Origin of the sequence: Mesorhizobium ciceri biovar biserrulae, from assembly GCF_001618845.1 — a bacterium.
In the GTDB taxonomy this organism is placed as follows: domain Bacteria; phylum Pseudomonadota; class Alphaproteobacteria; order Rhizobiales; family Rhizobiaceae; genus Mesorhizobium; species Mesorhizobium ciceri.
In genome coordinates this window covers 6007153-6030875 of sequence record NZ_CP015064.1, presented here as the reverse complement: position 1 = coordinate 6030875, position 23723 = coordinate 6007153, and the positions used below count along the sequence as shown (strand labels likewise).

23 protein-coding genes and 1 pseudogene are annotated in these 23723 nt (G+C 63.4%); 21 read left to right on the top strand and 3 right to left on the bottom strand.

Going from position 1 to position 23723, the window contains the following annotated elements; genetic code table 11:
* The first annotated feature begins 215 nt into the window (after nt 1-215).
* From A4R29_RS28520 to A4R29_RS28460, 13 genes and pseudogenes are all read left to right on the top strand, one after another.
* Complete coding sequence (locus A4R29_RS28520; RefSeq protein ID WP_013528844.1) at nt 216-755, top strand: protease inhibitor Inh/omp19 family protein; 540 nt, start codon at nt 216-218, stop codon at nt 753-755.
* 167 nt (nt 756-922) lie between these two features.
* Complete coding sequence (gene zapE, locus A4R29_RS28515; RefSeq protein WP_063173366.1) at nt 923-2122, top strand: cell division protein ZapE; 1200 nt, start codon at nt 923-925, stop codon at nt 2120-2122.
* Between the two features lie 368 nt (nt 2123-2490).
* A complete protein-coding gene (gene mdh, locus A4R29_RS28510) occupies nt 2491-3459 on the top strand; it encodes a malate dehydrogenase (RefSeq protein WP_013528846.1) in 969 nt (322 codons plus the stop codon).
* Between the two features lie 43 nt (nt 3460-3502).
* On the top strand, nt 3503-4696 hold the full coding sequence (gene sucC, locus A4R29_RS28505; protein ID WP_024504973.1) for an ADP-forming succinate--CoA ligase subunit beta: 1194 nt from the start codon (nt 3503-3505) through the stop codon (nt 4694-4696).
* Nucleotides 4697-4700: 4 nt separating this feature from the next.
* The gene (locus tag A4R29_RS28500) at nt 4701-5072 is read left to right on the top strand and encodes a cupin domain-containing protein (protein ID WP_013528848.1); all 372 of its coding nucleotides are present in this window, start codon (nt 4701-4703) and stop codon (nt 5070-5072) included.
* A gap of 41 nt (nt 5073-5113) precedes the next feature.
* A complete protein-coding gene (gene sucD, locus A4R29_RS28495; RefSeq protein ID WP_063173365.1) occupies nt 5114-6016 on the top strand; it encodes a succinate--CoA ligase subunit alpha in 903 nt (300 codons plus the stop codon).
* A gap of 128 nt (nt 6017-6144) precedes the next feature.
* The gene (locus tag A4R29_RS28490; RefSeq protein WP_027163286.1) at nt 6145-9132 is read left to right on the top strand and encodes a 2-oxoglutarate dehydrogenase E1 component; all 2988 of its coding nucleotides are present in this window, start codon (nt 6145-6147) and stop codon (nt 9130-9132) included.
* A 47-nt stretch (nt 9133-9179) separates the two neighbouring features.
* On the top strand, nt 9180-10454 hold the full coding sequence (gene odhB / locus A4R29_RS28485; protein ID WP_013528851.1) for a 2-oxoglutarate dehydrogenase complex dihydrolipoyllysine-residue succinyltransferase: 1275 nt from the start codon (nt 9180-9182) through the stop codon (nt 10452-10454).
* A gap of 119 nt (nt 10455-10573) precedes the next feature.
* Complete coding sequence (locus A4R29_RS28480) at nt 10574-11035, top strand: hypothetical protein (protein WP_395316684.1); 462 nt, start codon at nt 10574-10576, stop codon at nt 11033-11035.
* Nucleotides 11032-11787, top strand: a complete 756-nt coding sequence (locus A4R29_RS28475) for an SDR family oxidoreductase (protein ID WP_013528853.1) — start codon at nt 11032-11034, stop codon at nt 11785-11787. Before A4R29_RS28480 ends, A4R29_RS28475 begins: the two co-directional genes overlap by 4 nt.
* Before the next feature lie 76 nt (nt 11788-11863).
* Nucleotides 11864-13279, top strand: a pseudogene (gene lpdA / locus A4R29_RS28470) (dihydrolipoyl dehydrogenase); the annotation flags it as partial.
* Between the two features lie 94 nt (nt 13280-13373).
* Entirely contained in the window at nt 13374-13805 is a 432-nt protein-coding gene (locus A4R29_RS34825) for a hypothetical protein (RefSeq protein WP_201787928.1), read from the top strand.
* Nucleotides 13806-14102: 297 nt separating this feature from the next.
* A complete protein-coding gene (locus A4R29_RS28460) occupies nt 14103-14582 on the top strand; it encodes a DUF2867 domain-containing protein (RefSeq protein ID WP_063173826.1) in 480 nt (159 codons plus the stop codon).
* Between the two features lie 10 nt (nt 14583-14592).
* Here the strand turns inward: A4R29_RS28460 and A4R29_RS28455 are convergent, their stop codons facing one another.
* Together A4R29_RS28455 and A4R29_RS28450 are read right to left on the bottom strand one after the other, a co-directional pair.
* Nucleotides 14593-15663 carry a TraB/GumN family protein gene (locus A4R29_RS28455; RefSeq protein ID WP_063173361.1) on the bottom strand — a complete coding sequence of 357 codons (1071 nt, stop codon included), beginning with the start codon at nt 15661-15663 and terminating at the stop codon, nt 14593-14595.
* A gap of 229 nt (nt 15664-15892) precedes the next feature.
* Nucleotides 15893-16831 (bottom strand): tyrosine recombinase XerC, encoded by a 939-nt coding sequence (locus A4R29_RS28450; RefSeq protein WP_013528857.1) that lies wholly within the window; start codon nt 16829-16831, stop codon nt 15893-15895.
* Nucleotides 16832-16928: 97 nt separating this feature from the next.
* On the opposite strand from A4R29_RS28450, the gene rimM reads away from it, so the two are divergent.
* Nucleotides 16929-17528, top strand: a complete 600-nt coding sequence (gene rimM, locus A4R29_RS28445; RefSeq protein ID WP_024504980.1) for a ribosome maturation factor RimM — start codon at nt 16929-16931, stop codon at nt 17526-17528.
* Nucleotides 17525-18226, top strand: a complete 702-nt coding sequence (gene trmD, locus A4R29_RS28440; protein WP_063173360.1) for a tRNA (guanosine(37)-N1)-methyltransferase TrmD — start codon at nt 17525-17527, stop codon at nt 18224-18226. The genes rimM and trmD overlap by 4 nt, the downstream gene beginning before the upstream one ends.
* Here the strand turns inward: trmD and A4R29_RS28435 are convergent.
* Nucleotides 18208-18960 (bottom strand): sulfite exporter TauE/SafE family protein, encoded by a 753-nt coding sequence (locus A4R29_RS28435; protein ID WP_027163293.1) that lies wholly within the window; start codon nt 18958-18960, stop codon nt 18208-18210. The genes trmD and A4R29_RS28435 overlap by 19 nt on opposite strands.
* Nucleotides 18961-19289: 329 nt before the next feature.
* On the opposite strand from A4R29_RS28435, the gene rplS reads away from it, so the two are divergent.
* From rplS to A4R29_RS28400, 6 genes are all read left to right on the top strand, one after another.
* On the top strand, nt 19290-19841 hold the full coding sequence (gene rplS, locus A4R29_RS28425; protein ID WP_013528861.1) for a 50S ribosomal protein L19: 552 nt from the start codon (nt 19290-19292) through the stop codon (nt 19839-19841).
* Nucleotides 19842-19997: 156 nt separating this feature from the next.
* Entirely contained in the window at nt 19998-20411 is a 414-nt protein-coding gene (locus A4R29_RS28420) for an organic hydroperoxide resistance protein (RefSeq protein WP_063173359.1), read from the top strand.
* Nucleotides 20408-20917 (top strand): MarR family winged helix-turn-helix transcriptional regulator, encoded by a 510-nt coding sequence (locus tag A4R29_RS28415; protein WP_063173358.1) that lies wholly within the window; start codon nt 20408-20410, stop codon nt 20915-20917. The genes A4R29_RS28420 and A4R29_RS28415 overlap by 4 nt, the downstream gene beginning before the upstream one ends.
* Nucleotides 20918-21094: 177 nt before the next feature.
* On the top strand, nt 21095-21892 hold the full coding sequence (locus A4R29_RS28410) for a transporter substrate-binding domain-containing protein (protein ID WP_013528864.1): 798 nt from the start codon (nt 21095-21097) through the stop codon (nt 21890-21892).
* A 201-nt stretch (nt 21893-22093) separates the two neighbouring features.
* Complete coding sequence (locus A4R29_RS28405) at nt 22094-22903, top strand: amino acid ABC transporter permease (RefSeq protein WP_063173357.1); 810 nt, start codon at nt 22094-22096, stop codon at nt 22901-22903.
* Nucleotides 22904-22957: 54 nt separating this feature from the next.
* Entirely contained in the window at nt 22958-23593 is a 636-nt protein-coding gene (locus tag A4R29_RS28400; RefSeq protein WP_063173356.1) for a class I SAM-dependent DNA methyltransferase, read from the top strand.
* Nucleotides 23594-23723: the final 130 nt, after the last annotated feature.

Sequence of the window (23723 nt, the reverse complement as noted above, 5' to 3'; positions counted from 1 at the left end):
CCAACCGTCGAATGTCGGCGCTGCACTGCTTTGACCGGATCCCCAGGCGACGCGCGACAAGCGGTCAGCCGCCGCGATTGCGATAAATTTGCAACAATTCTTGCTGCAAACTGTATTTTAACCATATCGGGTTGAAATTTCGCCACCTTCTCCATCTTGGTGGGGGTGAGATTGTGCGGACGGCTTCCCCCCAGCCGGATCCGACGGAGGTTGGAATGACTTTTTCGAAAACCGGTCTGGTGGCCGTATCGCTGGCGGCGCTCGTTGCGAGCGGCTGTTCGACCTCGCGTTTCTCCTCGATGGATGACCAGCAGCCGGCACCGCTGGAGGCCGCGCCCGCCGGCAAGGTGACGGCGAACCAACTGCCGCCGCCGGCATCGCCCGGCACCACCGACCCGTCTCAATTCCCGACCGCTCCTGCGAACACGCAGGTCGCCGCGCTGCCTTCGGATGGTTCGGCGCCGGCCGGCGCTTCGGACGTGACTGCCGCCAGCGTCGCCGGTGTCTGGAACGCCAGCGTTGCGGGCCAGAGCTGCAAGGTGGCGACACCGCAGACCAAATTCGGCGCCGGCTTCCGCGCCGGGCCGCTGCATTGCCCGGCGCCGATGGACGGCGTCAAGTCGTGGAACGTCGCCGGCAAGCAGCTGACGCTCTATGACGAGAGTGGCGGTGCGCTGGCGCGGCTCTATTCCTCGGGCGGCTCGAAATTCGACGGCCAGACTTCCAACGGCCAGCCGATTTCGCTTACAAGGTAGGCTCATGCATGTCGCCCAAAAGTGGCCGCGGTTTTGGGAAAACAAAGATCTAAAGCGGGTCGTCTGAATCCGTTCAGACACGACCGCTTTAGTCCTTCCGAATGCATGTCGCGCAGAAGTGACCCCGGTTTCGGGACAGCGACATGCATAAACAAATGACGTGACCGATGCATCTGCGTGACGGCCTCCAGACCCATGCGACCGTCAGGCAGCGCTACGACCATCTGGTGGAAACCGGTACGATCGACCGCGATCCGGCGCAGGAACGGATCGTTGCGGCGCTCGACCTGCTGACCGATGAGATTTCGGCCAAGCGGCTGGCGCATAAGTCGAGCGCGCTGGGCTGGCTGTTCGCCCGCAAGCGCGAGACGCATGAGGCCGTCAAAGGCCTTTACATCCATGGCGGCGTCGGTCGCGGCAAGACCATGCTGATGGATATGTTCTTCGAGTTGCTGCCGGTGCGGCGCAAGCGCCGCGTCCACTTCAACGACTTCATGGCGGACGCGCAGGACCGTATCCAGAAGCACCGGCAGGCGCGCAAGAATGGCGACGTCAAGGAGGACGATCCGATCCCGCCGGTGGCCAGGGCCCTTGCCGAGCAAGCCTGGGTGCTGTGCTTCGACGAGTTCTCGGTCACCGACATCGCCGACGCGATGATCCTGTCCAGGTTGTTTTCGGCGCTGTTTGCCAGCGGTGTGGTGCTGGTCGCCACCTCGAATGTGGCGCCGGAAAACCTCTACAGCGACGGGCTGAACCGTCAGCTTTTCCTGCCCTTCATCGGCATACTGGAGCGGCACACACAGGTGCTGGCGCTCGATGCCGACAAGGACTACCGGCTGGAAAAGCTCGCCCGGACACCGGTCTATGTCACGCCGGCCGATGCGGCGGCGGACCAGCTACTCGACGAGGCCTGGCAAGCCATGACGCGCAACGCGCCGACCGCCGAGACATCGATTGCCCTCAAAGGGCGGCAGGTGATCGTGCCGCGTGCGGCAGGCGATGCGGCGCGGTTCTCCTTCGCCGATCTCTGCGAAAAGCCGCTTGGCGCGCGCGATTTCCTGGCGATCGCCGGGCGCTTCTCAACCATTTTCATCGACCACGTCCCGGTGCTCGGCGAAGGCAAGCGCAACGAGGCCAAACGCTTCATCCTTCTGATCGACACGCTCTACGACCATCATGTGCGGCTGGTGGTGAGCGCCGAAGCGCCGCCGCAAGCGCTTTATGCCGCCAAGCGCGGCGTGGAGGTCTTCGAGTTCGAGCGCACCGCATCGCGGCTGATCGAGATGCAAAGTCGCGACTGGCTGGAGGATTGGGCGGAGCGGCAGAAAGGGAAGCCGGCGCCAGAGGCACAGCAGGCGCAGGCCTGAATTTCCAGGGAATGCGTCGGTAGCGATCCTTTGCCCCCCTCTGTCATGCCAACGTCTGCAACTCGAACCTCCTCGGCCACCCGCATCACAAGGGCGTCATTACCCGCATTCAGCCTTACGATTTCCATCTTCGTCGGTTATTTCCTCCCAAGTCGGCTTACAAACTTTGACGTTTACGTAAATCCCAAATGATCTAACCGATTGAAAACACTGACGCCAAAATAATCGTTTGAATTTTTTCCGTGCCGGGGCTATTGGGTGCGGCGAAAATTCGCGGTTCCCCGCAGCATTCCGGCCTCTTCTTCGACGCCGCCATCAAGTCACAGAGATTTGAGACGTCGTCACCGACAAAGGGAAAACATCCTCACATGGCACGCAACAAAATAGCGCTTATCGGCTCTGGCATGATCGGCGGCACGCTCGCTCACATGATCGGCCTCAAGGACCTCGGCGACGTGGTGCTGTTCGATATTGCCGAAGGTATCCCGCAGGGCAAGGGGCTCGATATCGCGCAGTCGTCGCCTGTCGATGGCTTCGACTCCAGGCTCACCGGCATCAACGACTATGCCGGCATCGAAGGCGCCGACGTCTGCATCGTCACCGCCGGCGTGCCGCGCAAGCCCGGCATGAGCCGCGACGACCTTTTGGGCATCAACCTCAAGGTCATGGAGCAGGTCGGCGCCGGGCTGAAGAAGTATGCGCCGAAGGCTTTCGTCATCTGCATCACAAACCCGCTCGACGCCATGGTCTGGGCGCTGCAGAAATTCTCAGGCCTGCCCAACAGCCACGTCGTCGGCATGGCCGGCGTGCTCGACAGCGCGCGCTTCCGCTATTTCCTGGCCGAGGAATTCAAGGTCTCGGTCGAGGACGTCACCGCCTTCGTGCTCGGCGGCCACGGCGATTCCATGGTGCCGATGATCCGCTACTCGACGGTATCGGGCATTCCGCTGCCCGACCTCATCAAGATGGGCTGGACCTCGAAGGAGAAGCTCGACCAGATCGTGCAGCGCACCCGCGACGGCGGCGCCGAGATCGTCGGCCTGCTCAAGACCGGCTCGGCCTATTACGCGCCGGCCGCTTCGGCGATCTCGATGGCCGAAGCCTATCTCAAGGACAAGAAGCGCGTGCTGCCCTGCGCGGCGTATCTCTCCGGCCAGTATGGCGTCAAGAATACCTATGTCGGCGTTCCCGTGGTCATCGGCGCCGGCGGCGTCGAGCGCATCATCGAGATCGAGCTCAACAAGAGCGAGCAGAAGATGTTCGACTCCTCCGTGGCGACGGTGCAGGGCCTGACCGAGGCCTGCGTCAAGATCGCGCCGCAACTCGCCTCCAAATGAATCTCCAGTAAGTGAACCCCCAGTCGATCCGGAGACCATACAGATGAACATCCATGAGTATCAGGGCAAGGCACTGCTGAAGTCGTTCGGCGCGCCGGTGGCCGAAGGCGTGCCGGTGTTCAAGGCGAGCGAAGCGGAAGCCGCCGCCAAGGCGCTGCCGGGCCCGCTCTATGTGGTGAAGAGCCAGATCCATGCCGGCGGCCGCGGCAAGGGCAAATTCACCGAGCTCGGCCCGGACGCCAAGGGCGGCGTGCGGCTGGCAAAATCGGTGGCCGATGTCGTCGCCAACGCCAACGAGATGCTGGGCAACACTCTGGTGACCAAGCAGACCGGCCCGGCCGGCAAGCAGGTCAACCGCCTCTATATCGAAGACGGCGCCGACATCGAACGCGAGCTCTATCTGTCGATCCTGGTCGACCGTTCGGTCGGCCGCATTGCGTTCGTCGTCTCGACCGAAGGCGGCATGGACATCGAAGCGGTTGCCCATGACACGCCCGAAAAGATCATCACCGTCGCCATCGATCCGGAAAAAGGCGTCACATCGGCCGACCTGAAGGCGCTCAACGGCGCGCTCAAGCTCGACGGCGATGCGGCCAAGGACGGCGATACGCTGTTCCCGATCCTCTACAAGGCCTTCGTCGAGAAGGACATGAGCCTGCTCGAGGTCAATCCGCTGATCGTCATGAAGAACGGCCGGCTGCGCGTGCTCGACGCGAAAGTGTCGTTCGACAACAACGCGCTGTTCCGCCACCCCGACGTGCTCGAGCTGCGCGACACCACCGAAGAGGACGAGAAGGAAATCGAGGCGTCGAAATACGACCTCGCCTATGTGGCGCTCGACGGCAATATCGGCTGCATGGTCAACGGCGCCGGCCTTGCCATGGCGACGATGGACATCATCAAGCTCTATGGCGCCGAACCCGCCAACTTCCTCGATGTCGGCGGCGGTGCGTCCAAGGAAAAAGTGACGGCGGCGTTCAAGATCATCACCAGGGATCCGGCGGTCAAGGGCATCCTGATCAACATCTTCGGCGGCATCATGAAGTGCGACATCATTGCCGAGGGCGTCATTGCCGCGGTCAAGGAAGTCGGCCTGGAAGTGCCGCTGGTGGTGCGCCTGGAAGGCACCAATGCCGAGCTGGGCAAGAAGATCATCAACGACAGCGGCCTGAACGTGGTGTCGGCCGACGATCTCGACGATGCAGCCAAGAAGATCGTGGCGGCGGTGAAGGGCTGATCTGGTGCCTCCGCATAAGATAAACCTGGTCGAGGCTGCGGATCAAAAGATCAAGAAGGTCTTCGATCCGCATATCGCCGGCGATGTCAACGACAGCCAGGCGAAGGTCGCCAAGTTCGGCGAGGTCTTCGACTGGCACGCGCATGACAATGAGGACGAAGCCTTCCTCGTGTTGCGCGGGCGTATCGCCATCGATTTCCGCGACGGCCCGGTCGAACTCGGCGAGGGCGATTTCATCGTCGTGCCGCGCGGCGTCGAGCACCGGCCGCGCTCGCTCACCGTCGAGCCCGTGGTGCTGATGTTCGAGCCGGCAACGACGCTCAACACCGGCAATGCCAAGAGCGACCTCACGGTCGCTGACCTGAAGCGGCTCTGACCATGTTTTCCTCGATCAACGGTTTTTAGAAAAGGGCTCCCATGTCCATCCTCGTCGACAAGAACACCAAGGTGCTGGTGCAGGGCCTGACCGGCAAGACCGGCACGTTCCATACCGAACAGGCGCTGGCTTATCACGGCACGAAAATGGTCGGCGGCATCCATCCCAAGAAGGGTGGCGAGACGTGGACCGGCGCCAAGGGCGAAAGCCTGCCGATCTTCGCCACCGTCGCCGAGGGCAAGGAAAAGACCGGTGCCAACGCGTCGGTCGTCTATGTGCCGCCGGCGGGTGCCGCCGAAGCCATCCTCGAAGCGATCGAGGCCGAGATCCCGCTGATCATCTGCATCACCGAAGGCATACCGGTGATGGACATGATCAGGGTCAAGGCCAGGCTCGACCGTTCGACCTCGCGGCTGATCGGCCCGAACTGCCCGGGCGTGCTGACGCCCAACGAATGCAAGATCGGCATCATGCCCGGAAACATCTTCCGCAAGGGCTCGGTCGGCGTTGTTTCGCGGTCGGGAACGCTTACCTATGAGGCAGTGTTCCAGACCACCAATGTCGGCCTCGGCCAGACCACCGCCGTCGGTATCGGCGGCGACCCCGTCAAAGGCACCGAGTTCATCGACGTGCTCGAGATGTTCCTCGCCGACGAGGAGACCAAGTCGATCATCATGATCGGCGAGATCGGCGGTTCGGCCGAGGAAGACGCCGCGCAGTTCCTCAAGGACGAAGCCAAGCGGGGCCGCAAGAAGCCGATGGCCGGCTTCATCGCCGGGCGCACGGCGCCGGCCGGCCGCACCATGGGCCACGCCGGCGCGGTCATCTCCGGCGGCAAGGGCGGCGCCGAAGACAAGATCGCGGCAATGGAATCGGCCGGGATAAAAGTTTCGCCGTCGCCGGCAAGGCTGGGCACGACCTTGGTCGAAGCGATCAAAGGGTAAGGGAATAGGGGAGTAAGGGAGTAGGGCAGTAGGGAAAATAGCAGCGGCAAAAAGCCCTACTCCCCTATTCCCTTATTTCCCTACTCCCCTCCAAAAACAGGAGACGGAGCCGGGCTCCGCGGACAAAAATGGCAAGACAAGATCAGGCCAACGACCAATTTTCTCTCACCTCTTTCCTCTATGGCGGCAATGCCGATTACATCGACGCGCTTTATGCCGCCTATGAGGACGATCCAGCCTCGGTCAATCCCGAATGGCAGGAGTTCTTCGCCGGGCTGAAAGACGATTCCGGCGATGTGCGCAGGAACGCCAAGGGCGCCTCCTGGGCCAAGCCCTCCTGGCCGCTGCAGGCCAATGGCGAATTGGTGTCGGCGCTCGACGGCAATTGGGGCATCGTCGAGAAGACAATCGAAAAGAAGGTCAAGGACAAGGCGGTCACCAATGGCGTCGTCCTGTCCGACGCCGACGTGCACCAGGCGACGCGCGATTCGGTGCGCGCCATCATGATGATCCGCGCCTACCGCATGCGCGGCCATCTGCACGCCAATCTCGATCCGCTCGGCATCGCCAAGCCGCTCGAGGACTACAACGAGCTGTCGCCGGAAAACTACGGCTTCACCGAAGCCGATTACGACCGGCCGATCTTCCTCGACAATGTGCTGGGGCTTGAATTCGGCAGCATCCGGCAGATGCTGGAAATCCTGACCCGCACCTATTGCTCCACGCTCGGCGTCGAGTTCATGCATATTTCCGACCCTGAGGAAAAGGCCTGGATCCAGGCGCGCATCGAGGGTGCCGACAAGGAGATCACCTTCACCGCCGCCGGCAAGAAGGCGATCCTGCAGAAGCTGGTCGAGGCTGAAGGCTTCGAGCAGTTCATCGACGTCAAGTACAAGGGCACCAAGCGCTTCGGCCTCGATGGCAGTGAGGCGCTGATCCCGGCGCTGGAGCAGATCGTCAAGCGCGGCGGCCAGCTCGGCATGAAGGAAATCGTGCTCGGCATGGCGCATCGCGGCCGGCTGAACGTGCTCTCCCAGGTGATGGCCAAGCCCCACCGCGCCATCTTCCACGAGTTCAAGGGCGGCTCTGCGGCACCCGATGAGGTCGAAGGCTCGGGCGACGTCAAGTACCATCTAGGCGCCTCGTCGGACCGCGAATTCGACGGCAACAAGGTGCATCTGTCCTTGACCGCCAACCCCTCGCATCTGGAAATCGTCGATCCGGTGGTGATGGGCAAGGCGCGCGCCAAGCAGGATTATCTGTTCGGCCGCAGCCGCGAGGAAATCGTGCCGCTGGAAGAGCGCGCCAAGGTGCTGCCGCTCTTGCTGCATGGCGATGCCGCCTTCGCCGGTCAGGGCGTGATCGCCGAGATCCTCGGCCTGTCCGGCCTGCGCGGCCACCGCGTCGCTGGCACGCTGCATTTCATCATCAACAACCAGATTGGTTTCACCACCAACCCGCGCTTTTCGCGCTCCTCGCCCTATCCGTCCGACGTCGCCAAGATGATCGAAGCACCGATCTTCCACGTCAATGGCGACGACCCGGAAGCCGTGGTGCACGCCACCAAGGTGGCGATCGAGTTTCGCATGAAGTTCTTCAAGCCTGTTGTGGTCGATATGTTCTGCTATCGCCGCTTCGGCCACAATGAGGGCGACGAACCGGCCTTCACCCAGCCGATCATGTACCGCAACATCCGCAACCACAAGACGACGGTGCAGATCTATGGCGACCGGCTGATCGCCGAGGGTCACCTCACCCAGGCCGAGCTCGACCAGTTGAAAGCCGACTGGCGGGCGCATCTGGAATCCGAATGGGAAGTCGGCCAGCACTACAAGCCCAACAAGGCTGACTGGCTCGACGGCGCCTGGTCGGGCCTGCGCACCGCCGACAACCAGGACGAACAGCGGCGCGGCAAGACCGCCGTGCCGGTCAAGACACTGAAGGAAATCGGCAGGAAGCTGACCGAGGTGCCGAAGGACTTCGAGGCGCACAAGACGATCATCCGTTTCCTCGAAAACCGCCGCCAGGCGATCGAGTCCGGCGAAGGCATCGACTGGTCGACGGCCGAGGCGCTGGCCTTCGGCGCCATCCTGCTCGATGGCAATCCGATCCGCCTGTCGGGGCAGGATTCCGAACGCGGCACCTTCTCGCAGCGCCATTCCGTGCTCTACGACCAGCGCGACGAGACCCGCTACATCCCGCTCAACAATCTGTCGGCCGCACAGGCCGGTTACGAAGTCATCAACTCGATGCTGTCGGAAGAGGCGGTGCTGGGCTTCGAATATGGCTACAGCCTGGCCGAGCCCAAGGCGCTGACCCTGTGGGAAGCGCAGTTCGGCGACTTCGCCAACGGCGCCCAGGTGGTGTTCGACCAGTTCATCTCGTCAGGCGAACGCAAGTGGCTCAGAATGTCGGGCCTCGTCTGCCTGTTGCCGCATGGCTATGAAGGCCAGGGTCCGGAACATTCCTCGGCCCGGCTCGAACGCTTCCTGCAGCTTTGCGCCGAAGACAACATGCAAGTCGCCAACTGCACCACGCCGGCCAACTACTTCCACATATTGCGCCGGCAGCTGAAGCGCGACTTCCGCAAGCCGCTGATTCTGATGACGCCGAAGTCGCTGCTGCGCCACAAGCGGGCGGTGTCGACGCTGCCGGAAATTTCGGGCGAAAGCTCGTTCCACCGGTTGCTCTGGGACGATGCGCAGCTGCTTTCCGGACAAGCGATCAAGCTGGTCAAGGATTCCAAGATCCGCCGCGTCGTGCTGTGTTCGGGCAAGGTCTATTACGACCTCTATGAGGAGCGCGAGAAGCGCGGCATCAACGACATCTATCTGCTGCGCGTCGAGCAGCTTTACCCGTTCCCGGCCAAGGCGCTGATCACCGAACTGTCGCGGTTCCGCAATGCCGAGATGGTGTGGTGCCAGGAGGAGCCCAAGAACATGGGCGCCTGGTCGTTCATCGACCCGTATCTGGAATGGGTGCTGGCGCATATCGACGCCAAGCATCAGCGGGTGCGCTACACCGGCCGTCCGGCCGCCGCCTCGCCGGCGACCGGACTGATGTCGAAGCATCTCGCCCAGCTCGCCGCCTTGCTCGAAGACGCGCTTGGTGAATAGAGAAGATCTGGGCGAACAACAGAACCGAAAGAAAACGGACAGGCACAATGGCTACCGAAATCCGCGTTCCCACTCTCGGCGAATCCGTCACTGAAGCGACCGTCGGCAAATGGTTCAAGAAGGTTGGCGATACAATCGCCGCCGATGAACCGCTGGTCGAACTCGAGACCGACAAGGTGACGGTGGAGGTGCCTGCCGCCGCCGCCGGCACGCTGGGTGAGATCACCGTCAAGGAAGGCGAGACGGTCGGTGTCGGCGCGCTGCTGGGGTCGATTTCGGCAGGCGGCGCGGCTCCCGCCACGAAGCCGCAAGCGGTGTCGCAGGCCTCGTCGCCGGATGCGGCATCGACCGGCAAGCAGGCCGCGGCCGAGACCGCCAAGATCGCCGGCGATGCCGGCCCGGTCGAGCCGCGCACCATGCCACCGGCACCGGCCGCGGCGAAACTGATCGCCGAAAGCAATCTCTCGGTCGACCAGATCTCCGGTTCGGGAAAGCGCGGCCAGGTGCTGAAAGGTGACGTGCTCGACGCCATTTCCAAGGGCGCGCCGTCGCAGCCGGCCGAGACGCCGAAAGCAGCACCGGCACCGGTTGCCGTGCGGGCGCCGTCCTCGGGCGACGATGCATCGCGCGAGGAGCGCGTGCGCATGACCAAATTGCGCCAGACCATCGCGCGCCGCCTCAAGGAAGCGCAGTCGACCGCAGCCATGCTGACCACCTTCAACGAGGTCGACATGTCAGCGGTGATGGCGCTGCGCACCAAATACAAGGATGTGTTCGAGAAGAAGCACGGCGTGAAGCTCGGCTTCATGGGCTTCTTCACCAAGGCCGTCACGCACGCGTTGAAGGAAATCCCCTCGGTCAATGCCGAGATCGACGGCACCGATATCATCTTCAAGAACTATGCCCATATCGGCGTCGCCGTCGGCACTGAAAAGGGCCTCGTCGTGCCGGTGGTGCGCGATGCCGACCAGATGTCGATCGCCGAGATCGAGAAGGACATCGGCCGGCTGGGCATCGCCGCGCGCGACGGCAAGCTGTCGGTCGCCGACATGCAGGGCGGCACGTTTACGATCTCCAACGGTGGCGTTTACGGGTCGCTGATGTCGACGCCGATCCTCAACGCGCCGCAGTCGGGCATTCTCGGCATGCACAAGATCCAGGACCGGCCGGTCGTGGTCGGCGGCCAGATCGTGATCCGGCCGATGATGTACCTGGCGCTCAGCTACGATCACCGCATCGTCGACGGCAAGGAAGCGGTGACGTTCCTGGTGCGCGTCAAGGAAAGCTTGGAGGATCCGGAACGGCTGGTGCTTGATCTCTGAGGTCTGGTGCTGATCCGGCTGTTGGAATGTGTGCCGGAGGAAGGGATCTGCGCGGCAGAATGACGACCCGTTCCCTTAGCCTTTCCAAGGTGCTTTCGATCGCATCGATCGCGGTCGGCATGGTGGTGGTCGCCGCCTGCGGAGCTCACGCCGCCTGTCCGATCGAGCTCGCTGTCTATGGCGACGCCCAGAGCGGCAGCGAGATCGATTTCACGCCGACCGGCACCTCGGCGACCGTCACCAACAGCTTCCGGATGATCCTCGACAACAATGTGGTGCTCAACGGCATCGTCATGTGGAATGAAGGCGTATCGCGGCCGAACGGCGCGCTGATGCACAAATGCCCCGAGGGCGACGTCACCGGCGAGGAGCTTGCCGCCTGCACGCCCTGGCACGGCGTCATCTACACGGCGGATGAAAAGGGCAACATCGGACTGCTGCCGGCTGAAGGCGTCGAAGCGCCGAAGAGGCTGATCCTGCCGGACCTCGGGCCGGCGTTGCGCCAATCCAGCGCCTATGGCGGCAGCGGATTTTCGAAAGTGCCGTGGGATGTGTTTGCCTTGAAGGGATGCCAGGAATGAGCGGGACGCAAAAGGTGCTGCTGGTCACCGGCGGCAGCCGCGGCATCGGCGCCGCGATCTGCCGGCTCGGATCGAAGGCCGGCTACCGGGTCGCGGTCAACTACGCTTCGAACCAGGAGGCCGCCAAGGCGCTGGTCGCCGAGATCGAGGCCGCCGGCGGCGAGGCTTTCGCGGTCAAGGGCGATGTCGGCAAGGAGTCCGATATCGTGGCCATGTTCGAGGCCGTCGACCGCGCCTATGGACGGCTCGATGCCTTCGTCAACAATGCCGGCATCGTCGACGTCAAGGCGCGCGTCGACGAGATGGATGTTTCGCGGCTGGAGCGCATGATGCGCATCAATGTCGTCGGCTCGTTCCTCTGCGCCCGCGAGGCGGTGAAGCGCATGTCGACCCGTCATGGCGGGTCGGGCGGATCCATCGTCAACATCTCGTCAGCCGCGGCGACATTGGGCTCGCCGGGCGAATATGTCGATTATGCCGCCTCCAAGGGCGCCATCGACACCTTCACCGTCGGGCTCGCCCGTGAGGTCGCGCTAGAAGGCATCCGCGTCAATGCGGTGCGGCCGGGCATTATCGACACGGACATCCACGCCTCCGGCGGGCAGCCGGACCGGGTGGAGCGGTTCCGCGATCTGCTGCCGATGAAAAGAGCCGGTACAGTGGATGAAGTCGCGGGCGCGGTTCTCTATCTTCTCTCCGACGCCGCGTCCTATACGACGGGCGCGATCCTGAATGTAAGCGGCGGCCGCTGAGCGCTCTCAAGCAGATCGAGCATGATGTTATCCGAAAACCGCGTCACACTTTTCGGCATCATGCTCAAAACAGAAGGACAGTATCATGGCTTATGACGTCGTTATCATCGGATCGGGACCCGGCGGCTATGTCTGCGCCATCAAGGCGGCGCAGCTCGGGCTCAGGGTTGCGGTGGTCGAGAAGAACGCAACCTTCGGCGGCACCTGCCTGAACATCGGCTGCATCCCGTCCAAGGCGCTGCTCCATGCCTCCGAGATGTTCGCCGAGGCCGGCCACTCCTTCGACACGCTCGGCGTCGAGATATCGGCGCCGAAATTGAACCTGAAGAAGATGATGGCGCACAAGGATGCGACGGTGTCGTCGAACGTCAACGGCGTCGCCTTCCTGTTCAAGAAGAACAAGATCGACAGTTTCCGCGGCACCGGCAAGGTGCTCGCCGCCGGCAAGGTGTCGGTCACCTCCGAGGACGGCAAGGTCGAGGAGATCGAGACCAAGAACATCGTCATCGCCACCGGCTCGGATGTCGCCGGCATTCCCGGCGTCAAGGTCGACATCGACGAGAAGGTGATCGTGTCGTCGACCGGCGCGCTGTCGCTGGATAAGGTTCCCGGCCATCTGGTGGTGGTCGGCGGCGGTGTCATCGGGCTCGAGCTCGGCTCGGTGTGGGCGCGGCTCGGCGCCAAGGTCACCGTGGTCGAATTCCTCGACACCATCCTGGGCGGCATGGACGGCGAGGTATCCAAGCAATTCCAGCGGTTGCTGGGCAAACAGGGCTTCGAGTTCAAGCTCGGCGCCAAGGTCACCGGCGTCGCCAAGGCCAAGAAGGGTGCGACCATCACCTTCGAGCTGGTCAAGGGCGGCGCCGCCGAGACCATCGAGGCCGATGCCGTGCTGATCGCCACCGGCCGCCGCGCCTATGCCGACAGCCTCGGGCTCGGGGAAGCCGGCGTCGAGGTCGACGAGCGCGGCCGGGTCAAGACCGATGGCCATCTCAAGACCAATATCCCGGGCATCTATGCCATCGGCGATGTCATCGCCGGGCCGATGCTGGCGCACAAGGCCGAGGATGAGGGCGTGGCGGTAGCGGAAACCATTGCCGGTCAGGCCGGCCACGTGAACTATGACGTCATTCCGAGCGTCGTCTACACCAGCCCGGAAATCGCCTCGGTCGGCAAGACCGAGGAAGAATTGAAGAAGGCCGGCATCGACTACAAGATCGGAAAGTTCCCGTTCAGCGCCAATGGCCGGGCGCGCGCCATGCTGCACACGGACGGTTTTGTGAAGATCCTCGCCGACAAGCAAAGCGACCGTGTGCTCGGCGTCCATATCGTCGGCTTCGGCGCCGGCGAGATGATCCACGAGGCGGCGGTGCTGATGGAGTTCGGCGGTTCGTCGGAGGATCTCGCCCGCACCTGCCATGCGCACCCGACGATGTCGGAGGCGATCAAGGAGGCGGCGCTGGCGACGTTCTTCAAGCCGATCCACATCTAAAGCCCTTTCATAAACTCTACTCCGTCGGCCATCTGGCGAGGTTTTCTCCGCTTTCACAGCGCCGCGCGTCCCTCCTGGACGCTCAAAGGATGCTGTGACCCTTTTTGATTGGCGCATGATCCTCTCCGAAAATCGGACTGATCTTCGGGGTCATGCGCTGCTCACGGACCCAATGTCCGCTGCGCTCCGGTTCTCGAAGCGAGTTTCTGGAAAGGCCTTTCTGGCGGCCCCTACAAAACAAAACGGCCCGCTTTTCAGCGGGCCGTTCGTAACTGATATCGAGCCAATCACTGGGCCGGTGCAGGTGCCGGCGCAGGGGCTGGCGCAGGAGCCGGTGCGGGCGCGGGTGCCGGGGCAGGCGCCGGTTCTGCAGGTGCCGGAGCAGGCGCGGGCGCAGGTTCAGCCGGCTTCATCGGTTCCGCCGGTGCAGGCGCTGGGGCCGGTGTGCTGGCCGCCGGCGGCTCGGCGGGTGCCGGGTGCTCACCACTTCTTCCGAAAACATAATACGCGACAACCGCCAGAATAACGACGACCAGTGCAATCAGCCAACCGCTACCACCGCCGCCGCCACTTGGCCTTGGTGCGTTGGTGGACGAATTGAACGGGTCGTTTGGATTCGGTGTGTTCGCCATAAAAGTGTCCTCCGTGGATGAAAAATATCAATCAACACCATACAACGCGCAATCATTGAACTGGTTTCACGCTAGGGTTGGAAAACGCCAAAAACAAGGACAATCCTGCCCTTCCGCAGCCGGAGTGGCGTCGTTTCGCCACGCAGCGCGCCAAGTTTGCGTCTGTTAAGGTCGAATCAGAGGGTTTTGCCGTGACGAATCCGTCAGCTCAGCTTGTCCCGAATCACTGCGATGCTCTCGCCAGAGCCCAGTTCGCAGACCGCTATGTGCTGGTCACTGAAGGCCTTTCCTTAACCGCACTCGGCGCGGCCGAACGCGCTCTGGGGCGAACGCCGCCCTGGGTCGGCAGGCTCATGGCGCTGCGCAATCTTGCCGTCAGGCCGTTCCGGCTGAAGACGGGCTTGGAAACTGCGGTGTTGCCGTCGGGCCGGATCGGGATATTTCCGCTCATCAGCCAGTTTCCCGGCAAGGTTGTGCTTGGCCTCGACGACCGGCATCTCGATTTCCGTGTTCTGGTCGAAGTCAGGGATCTTGGCAGCGGCCGGCAAGAGGTGGCCGCGACGACGATCGTCAAGACGCACAATTGGCTCGGGCGCGCCTATCTCGCGATCATCATGCCGTTTCACCGGATCGTCGTTCCGGCGATGCTGGCCCAGATCCTGGCGAAGTAAGCTGAAGTCACTAAAGTCCGACAGGCGTGACGGTGTAACCGGCCTTGCGGAAATCCTCGACCAGGCCTTCGGGGCCGGGGAGGTGGAGGGCGCCGACCGCCATGAAGACATTGCCTTTGGCAAGGATCGGTTCGGCATGCTCGACCATCACCTTGTTGCGGCTGGTGATCATGGTTTCCTCGAACGCCGCATAGCCCGCGGGGTCGTCCTGTTGGTCCGGCATGGCCGCACGAAACAGCGGCCAGAACATGCCGGTGTCGCCACGCTGGTAGAGCACGATCATGGTTTCGTTGATGTCGTTGACCTTGTCGCCGAGCTTCAGCGTGTCGACGAGGCCCTTCATGTGAAACGCCAGCGGCAGCGAGGCCATGGCGCGCAGTTGGCCTTCAGCCGTCTCCAATCCTTCCACCGGCTTGCCGGAAGCCTTCGCGCCTTCCGCCAGCCTGACATCGAGCACCGGGGCGCCGCCTGACTGACGGGCCAGCTCGCAGGCCGGCAGTGCCATCATGGCCGAGAGCATCCACGGCTTCATCTTGGCAACCGTTGCCGGCGGAATGCCGCGTGCGTCGAGCGCGGTGTTCATGGCCGCCGCATCGTCGGGCGACAGCAGCGACGCCAGCGTCGTCGAATCCGTGAACATCATCAGGTCCGGCTCCTTGAGCATCGCGACCATCATCTTCTGCTTGTCGAGCACGTCGGTGGTTTCGATGACGATGGTGCCGGCGGCGTCATAGGCTTTCTGCGCTTCGGGAGGCAGCGTGGTGACGCGCGGGTCGGTCATATGCATGGTGCCGAACAGGAAGGACGGCTTCTCGCCGGGCTTTTCCAGCTTCCACAACAGGCCCTTGCCGTTCGGCGTCGCGGCGGCTTCCGCTTCGATCTTGCGGTAGGTCGCCGGATCGTTCTTCTGCAGGGCCGACAGCATGTCGGCACCGGTGCAGGTCGGGACGTCGGCATGCGCCTTGCCGGCCGCGAACAGCAGCACGGCGAGGAACGACAGGAAGAACAGAACATTGAGCGCGACGAGCAGCTTCAGCGACACGGAAGCAGCACGGTCGGCGATGGCTATGACGCGTTTCATGAGCCTCTTCTAGGACTGAAAAGCGGCAAAACGGTTAACCTGTGCTGAGAAATTGTCTTGGACTGGCTATCGCCCTCAACTGACGTCGATGGGGCTCATGCTTCAACGATTAGCGGAAACGCCCATTTCTTCGTCATCCCAGGGTCTCCGCGACGGAGCTTCGCTCCTGCTTCGCCCAGGGACGACGACGTTGGGAGGCTTTCGGCCAAATGGTGAACGTTACCGGCGTTCACGCCCTGGGATGCGCCTGCTCATAAATCTCGAGCAGCCTCGCGGTGTCGACGCCGGTGTATATTTGCGTCGTCGACAGGCTGGCGTGGCCGAGCAGTTCCTGGATGGTGCGCAAATCACCGCCGCGGCCGAGCAGATGCGTGGCGAAGGAATGGCGCAGCGCATGCGGCGTCGCGGTATCGGGCAGGTTGAGCGCCGAGCGCAGCTTGGCCATGTCGCGCTGGACGATGGCCGGGTTGAGCGGGCCGCCGCGGGCGCCGCGAAACAACAGGCCCTTGGGGTCGAGATGGTAGGGGCAGAGCCGGCGATATTCGGCGATTGCCCTGAGCGCCACCGGCAGCACCGGCACCAGGCGCGTCTTGCCGCCCTTGCCGGCAACGCGCAGCACCGTGTCGGCCGCCGACGCCAGATCGGCGCCGGCCAGGCCGAGCGCCTCGGAAATGCGCAGGCCAGAGCCGTAGAGCAGCGTCAGCACGGCGGCGTTGCGGGCTGCGATCCAGGGTTCCTCCGCCAGTTGGCCTTCGATGGAAACGATATGCTTGGCATCGCTCGCTGTCAGCGGCTTGGGCAGCGATTTGGGCTGGCGCGGCGCGCGCAGTGCCGCCGCACCGGCCGCATTGGCGAGGCCGCGCCGCTCGAGGAAACGCAGCAGCGAGCGGATGCCGGCGAGACCCCGGCCCAGCGTGCGGGCGCCGGCGCCGCCATTGCGGCGGGCGGCAAGGAAGCCGCGCAAATCCGCCGGGCGCAGATCGGCGATGTCCGAAATGCCGGGCGAGCCGCCGCAATGGCCGGTGAGGAAATGCAGGAACTGACGCGTGTCGCGCTCATAGGCTTCCACCGTCTCGGGCGACAGCCGACGTTCTCGCGCCAGCATCTTTAGCCAGCTTTCGCGCGCCGCCTGGAGATCGGGTTTGGCCGGGATGAGGAATTCCTGCATGGCGGCATTTTCGGATATTCGGGTTAGGAAGCGGTGAATAGCCCGTCATTGAAATGATAGCCGCGTGGGGCTAGAGCAGGCCAAAGGATATTTCGCCATGAGCAAGCCCCAGAACCCTGTCCAGATGGCCGTGATCGGCGCCGCCCATGGCATCAAGGGCGAATTGCGGGTGAAGACCTTCACCGGCGAGCCGCTGGCGCTGGCCGACTACGGGCCGCTCTACGCCAGGGACGGGCGCGCCTTCCAGATCGTCGACATCAGGCCCGCCAACACCGTCGTCGTGGTCCGTTTCAAGGGCATTGCCGACCGCAATGCGGCCGAGGCGCTGGCCGGCACGGAGCTGTTCGTCGACCGTTCGATGCTGCCGGACGATGGCGAGGAAGACGAATTCTACCATGCCGACCTCGTCGGCCTCGAAGTCCGCGACGACACGGGTGCCGTGCTTGGCAAGGTGGTCGCGGTGCACAATTTCGGCGGCGGCGACATTCTCGACGTGACGCTGGGCGGGCGCAAGGGCGTGCTGATCCCGTTCACACAGGCTGCCGTACCGCAAGTGTCGATCGCCGAAGGTTTCGTCCGCGTCGATCCGGCGGCGGCCGGGCTGGTCGATGACGAGGATGGCGGTGGTCCGCGTGAGGAAGACTTCGATCCGAAGGGCAGGCCGCGCGGACCGAGCGATGCCGGGGGCAACCGGTGAGTTTTTCCGCTTCGGTGCTGACGCTTTACCCCGAGATGTTTCCCGGCGCGCTCGGCCTGTCGTTGGCCGGCCGGGCGCTCGAGGCCGGGACGTGGTCGCTGGAGACGATCCAGATCCGCGACTTCGCCACCGACCGCCACCGCACCGTCGACGACACGCCCGCCGGCGGCGGCGCCGGCATGGTGATGCGCGCCGACGTGCTGGCGAAAGCCATCGACCATGCTTCGCCGGAAGGCGATGCGCGGCCCCGGCTGCTGATGAGCCCGCGCGGCAAGCCGCTGACCCAGGCGCGTGTGCGCGAGCTGGCCGCTGGGCCGGGCGCCGTCATCCTGTGCGGCCGCTTCGAAGGCGTCGACCAGCGGGTGATCGACGCGCGGGAATTGGAGGAAGTCTCCATCGGCGATTTCATTCTCTCGGGTGGTGAGCCGGCCGCCCTTGTGCTGCTCGACGCGGTGGTGCGGCTGCTGCCCGGGGTCATGGGCAACGCGATGTCGGGCGAGGAAGAGAGTTTTGAAAACGGCCTGCTCGAACATCCGCACTATACGCGGCCGCAGGAGTTCGAAGGCCGTGACATTCCCGAGGTCCTGATTTCCGGCAATCACAAGAAGATCGCCGCCTGGCGGCGGGCGGAGTCAGAAAGACTGACAGCCGAGAGGCGTCCGGACCTGCTTGCCGCTGCTCAGCCCTTGGCAAAATAATAGAAGGCCAAAAACAGGCCGACGGCGACGACGAAGCCGCGCACCGCGTTTTGCGGCACCCGCTTGGCGATCCAGACGCCGGCATAGCCGCCGAGCGCGCCGCCCGGGATCATGATGATCGCCTGCGGCCAGGCGACGACGCCGCCCGAGACGAAGACGACGATCGCGACAGCGGCGATGACCATGGCCAGCATGTTCTTCAACGCGTTCAGCCGGTGATAGTCGCCGGCCTGGGTGAGGCCGAGCGTCGCCAGCATCATCACGCCCATGCCGGCGCCGAAGAAGCCGCCATAGATGGCGGTGAGAAATTGTGCGAGCGAGCCGGCCAGCGAGCCCACCGCCGCTTCATGGCCGGGCTTTGGCACTGGTTTCAGCCAGGGGCCGGCGGCGAACAGGGCCGTCGCGGCTAGCAGCAGCCACGGCACCAGAGCGCGAAACGAGGGATTGTCGAGCGCCAAAAGGATCAGAGCGCCGGCCAGTGCACCCACGGCCGAGATCAGGCACAGCAGCAGCGCGCCGCGCCAGAAGTGCCTGATATCGGCCGAGTAGGCGAGGGTCGAGGTGATGTAGCCTGGAAATTGCGTCACCGAGGAGGTGGCGTTGGCAACAATCGGCGGCAGGCCGACCAACGTCATGGCGCCGAAGGTGATGAAGGTGCCGCCACCGGCGACCGCATTGGCGGCGCCTGACAGAAAGCCCGCTAGAAACAGCAGGATGGCATCGAAGACAGACATGAATTGCGGCCGCTCAAAACTGTGTTGTTTCAGGCTTTAGAAAGCCTGAACGACCGGCGCAACCCGGCACGGCAGGATTACGATGGTGCCATGCGAGCAGAAAATGCGCGCCCAAGGCGTGACAAAGCGGCGAAATAGCTGTATGTGCCCGCCCGTACCGGCCAGAAAGAATCTGCCGGACCCGTCAACAATGACGGTGTAGTCGCCCCTGCCTGATGTTTCAAAGACAAATGTCTTGGAGACAAAAGGCATAGCCAAGCGGTCAATGGAACTGCAAGGCGAGTGTCGGACGCTCTGACTGTCGGAAGAACAAGAAGTGGACTTTTGAGATGGATATTCTCCGTCAGCTCGAGGCCGAACAGGCCGCCAAGATCGAAGCCAAGCGCAAGCTTCCCGAATTCCAGCCCGGCGACACCGTGCGCGTCCAGGTCCGCGTGACCGAAGGCACCCGCACCCGCGTCCAGGCCTATGAGGGCGTCGTCATCGCCCGCGCCGGCGCCGGCTTCCAGGAGAACTTCACGGTTCGCAAGATTTCCTACGGCGAAGGCGTCGAGCGCGTGTTCCCGGTCTACTCGCCGATGGTTGAAGGCGTCGAGATCGTTCGCCGCGGCAAGGTGCGTCGCGCCAAGCTTTACTACCTGCGCGATCGTCGCGGCAAATCGGCCCGTATTTCTGAAAACACCGGCGTGCGCGCCCGCAAGCTGAACGATGAGGAGCGCGATGCGCTGAACGCCGAGAAGGCCCGCATCGAGGCCGAGAAGGTGGCAGCAGCCGAGGCCCTGGCCGTCGAGAAGGCCGCCCAGGACGCCGCCGAGAAGAAGGCCGCCGCCGAGGCCGAAGCAGCAGCCAAGGCCGCCGCAGAAGCGACCCCTGCCGAATAAGGTTTTCGGAAATCCCATTCAAAAAGGCGGCTTCGGCCGCCTTTTTTCGTTTCACCAGACTGTGAACGCTTTCAGCGCCAGACACAGGATCCGGCTGTTGACGGCGCATTACTTTGTGCACTAAATAATCGCGCACAAAGTAATTGGAGATTTGATATGGCACTCTACACCACACAGGCTCACGTCACCGGCGGCCGCGCCGGCCATGGCGAGACCAGCGACGGTCTGCTCAAGGTCGATCTGGCAATGTCCAAGGAACTCGGCGGGCCGGGGGGCGCCACCAATCCCGAGCAACTGTTCGCTATCGGCTATGCCGCCTGCTTCGAAAGCGCCATCCGCTTTGTCGCGCGCAAACAGAAGCTGTCGCTGACGGATGCCGGGGTAACCTCCACCGTCAGCCTGCTTCCCGATGGCGAAGGCTTTAAGCTCGGCGTCGCGCTCGCGGCGGAAACGAAAGGCCTTGATCAGGCGGCGGCGGAAGCGCTTGTATCGGAGGCGCACAAGATCTGCCCCTATTCCAACGCCATCAGGGGCAATGTCGACGTAGCGCTTTCGGTAAAGGCGGCATGACGGAAAAGACGACAAAGAGCACCAGGGACGTCCCGGTGGAGGCCACCGGGACGTTTCACGTTCCGCGGCTCGACCAACAGCTCTGCTTCGCGCTCTATTCGGCAAGCGGGCTGATGACGAAGCTCTACCGCCCGCTGCTCGATCCGCTCGGCCTGACCTATCCGCAATATCTGGCCATGTTGGCGCTCTGGGAACGGGCTCCAAGCACGGTCGGCGAGCTTGGCGAAGCGCTCGGGCTGGATTCGGCGACGCTGACGCCGCTGCTCAAGCGGCTGGAGGCCGGTGGCCTGGTCACACGGCGGCGCGACCCCGCCGACGAGCGCCGGGTTCTGGTCGAGCCGACAGCGAAGGGCCAAGCGTTGCGTGAGCAGGCCAAAAGCGTGCCGGCGGCTATGCTTTGCAACCTGCCGCTGGATGCCGACGAGTTGAAATCCCTGCACCGCACGCTGACGCGGTTCGTCTCCGGCTTGCGCAAGGCGGATGCCGGCATCGTGAAGCGGAGCTGATCGCTGCCGCGACACCGTTCATTCCTGAATCCCGGAAATGAAGGCACTGGAATCCCTTTTCGCGCGCGCTGACGCAGCGGACCGTCTTGCATGACGCTTGCGGAAAGCTAAAGTCGGCGCCGGATTTTCCTGCAAGCCCGGCCGTGCCCGGGTCCGTCAATTTCCGGGGAGTGTGTCATGACCAAATCGAAACTGCTGCTGGCAGGCCTGCTTGCCCTCGTCCTGGTACCCGTTGCCGCCTTTGCGCAGGCGCTGCCCGACCTCGGCGGCAAAAAGGTGGTGGTTGTGACCGAAAACGCCTATCCGCCGCTGCAGTTCATCGATGCCAAGACCGGCAAGCAGATCGGCTGGGAATATGATGCGATGAACGAGATCGCCAAGCGGCTGAATTTCGCCGTCGAGTACCAGAACACATCCTGGGACGCGATGATCCAGGCGGTTTCCGACAACCAGTACAACATCGGCATGACCGGCATCACCATCAAGGACGACCGCAAGGAGAAGGTCGATTTCTCCGACCCCTATATGCGCTCGGAACAGTTCATGCTCGTGCGCGGCGATGAAAGCCGTTTCACCGACGCCAAGACCTTCGGCGCCTTCAAGGATGGGCTGATCGGCGCGCAGGCCGGTACCACGCCCTTCTACACCGCCGTCTACAGCGTGCTCGACGGCAATGAGCAGAACCCGCGCATCAAGCTGTTCGAGACCTTCGGCGCCACGGTGCAGGCACTGAAATCCGGCGACGTTGACGTCGTCTTGACCGACGGCACCGCCGGCAAGGGCTATGTCGACGCCTCCGAGGGCAAACTGAAGCTGATCGGCGGACCGCTCGGCACCGAGGATTTCGGCTTCATCTTCCCGAAGGGTTCCGACCTGGTGAAGCCGGTCAATGCGGCGATTGCGGCGTTGAAGGCGGACGGGACGTTCGATGCGCTGAACAAGAAGTGGTTTCTTGATTACAAGATGGGGCAGTGATTTCGCGCCGACTTCGCGCTTGAACGCCCCCCTCTGCCCTGCCGCCAATCTCCCCCTCAAGGGGGGAGATTGGCTGTTTTTTCCGCTTTCGCCAATCACCAAAGTTGTAAAAAGAGTGCCGTCGACGAAGCTGCCAATCTCCCCCCTTGAGGGGGAGATTGCCGGCAGGCCAAAGGGGGGTGCCTTGGCGCAATCCTTTTGATGCCTCCCGCCTCTTCCTCCAAAGCCGACTTCCCCTGGTGGCTTGTCGTGGCCGTAACTCTCGCGATCGCGGTGGCCGTCTTCGTCGCCACCAGCAATCTCTATGCCCAGGTGTTCGCCACGGTCGCCAAGGGTATCGGCGTCACCATCTTCGTCACAGTGATTGCCTTTGTGCTGGCGTCGGCCATTGGGCTCGGCATCGCGCTGATGGGAATGTCGGGTTCGCGCTGGCTGCGCCAGATCGCGCGCTTCTATGTCGAGATCATCCGCGGCGTGCCGATCCTGGTGCTGTTGTTCTGGATCGCCTTTGCCGGCGCGCCGGCCTTCGTCGCGGCCTGGAACGCGCTGACCGCGCCGCTGCAAAGCGCCGGCCTGTTCGGCGAGCTTTTGGTGCGCGACGTGTCGCTGTTGTGGCGCGCCATCATGGCGCTGACCATCGGCTATTCGGCTTTCATCTCGGAGGTTTTCCGGGCCGGCATCCAGGCGGTGGAGAAGGGCCAGATCGAAGCGGCGAAGGCGCTCGGGCTGACCCGCGCGCAGCGTTTCCGGCTCATCGTGTTTCCACAGGCGATCCGCACCATCCTGCCGCCCCTCGGCAATGATTTCGTCGCCCTGGTCAAGGATTCCTCGCTGGTCTCGGTGCTCGGCGTTGCCGACATCACGCAGATGGGCAAGGTCTACGCCGCCGGCTCCTTTCGCTTCTTCGAGACCTATTCGATAACAGCCTACATCTACCTCATCCTGACCGTCGGCCTGTCGCTGGCGCTCAGGGCGCTGGAACGGCGGCTGCGCCGCCAGCACGAGGAATAGTTTTTCGGCCAAGGCAGCGCTACGATCCCCGAGCATTCCCGTTGAGGAGGTCCCATGATCGTCGACAAAGCCAATGCGGCGCTGGATTCCGTCTATACGGCCGACACGCCGGAAGCGCTTGAAGAGGCCTATGCCGCATGGGCCGCGACCTATGACAGCGAGACCGCCTCGCTCGGCTACCTCCTGCCTTTCCTGATCACCGCCTGGGTGGCGCGCCATGTGCCGGCGGGCGATGGCCCCTTGCTCGATGCCGGCTGCGGCACCGGCCTGTCGGGACCGTCGCTGAATGCGCTCGGCTACCGCGACATTGCGGGGCTCGACCTCTCGGACGATATGCTGAAGATCGCCGGCAGCCGCAATGCCTACAGCGAACTGAAGCAGGCAATGCTGGGCGGTCCGCTGCCGTGGCCGGACGGGTATTTCCGCGCCTTCTTCTCGACAGGCGTGTTCACCATCAGCCATGCGCCGGCAACAGGCCTGCACGAACTGGTGCGCATCACCCGCAAGGGCGGCCATGCGATCTTCACCGTGCGCGACCGGGTGTTCGAGAGCGGCGGCTTCCAGGCGGTGTTCGATGAGCTGGAGCAGACTGGGAAATGGCGGCCGGTCGAGGAAAGCCCGTGGTTCCGCTGCTATGCGATCGCCGAGCCGGATGCGCTGGTGAAGACTTTTGTGTTTGAAGTGATCTGAGCGGCGCGTTCTCCGATCTTGGCTCCCTTCCTCTGGAAGTGAGGACGAGGAACCCGAGTTCTGCGAAGGCAGCTTCCAATTGCCGAAAACCCAAAACATTGATATGAGCCACGCCATGGAAGAGCTTTTT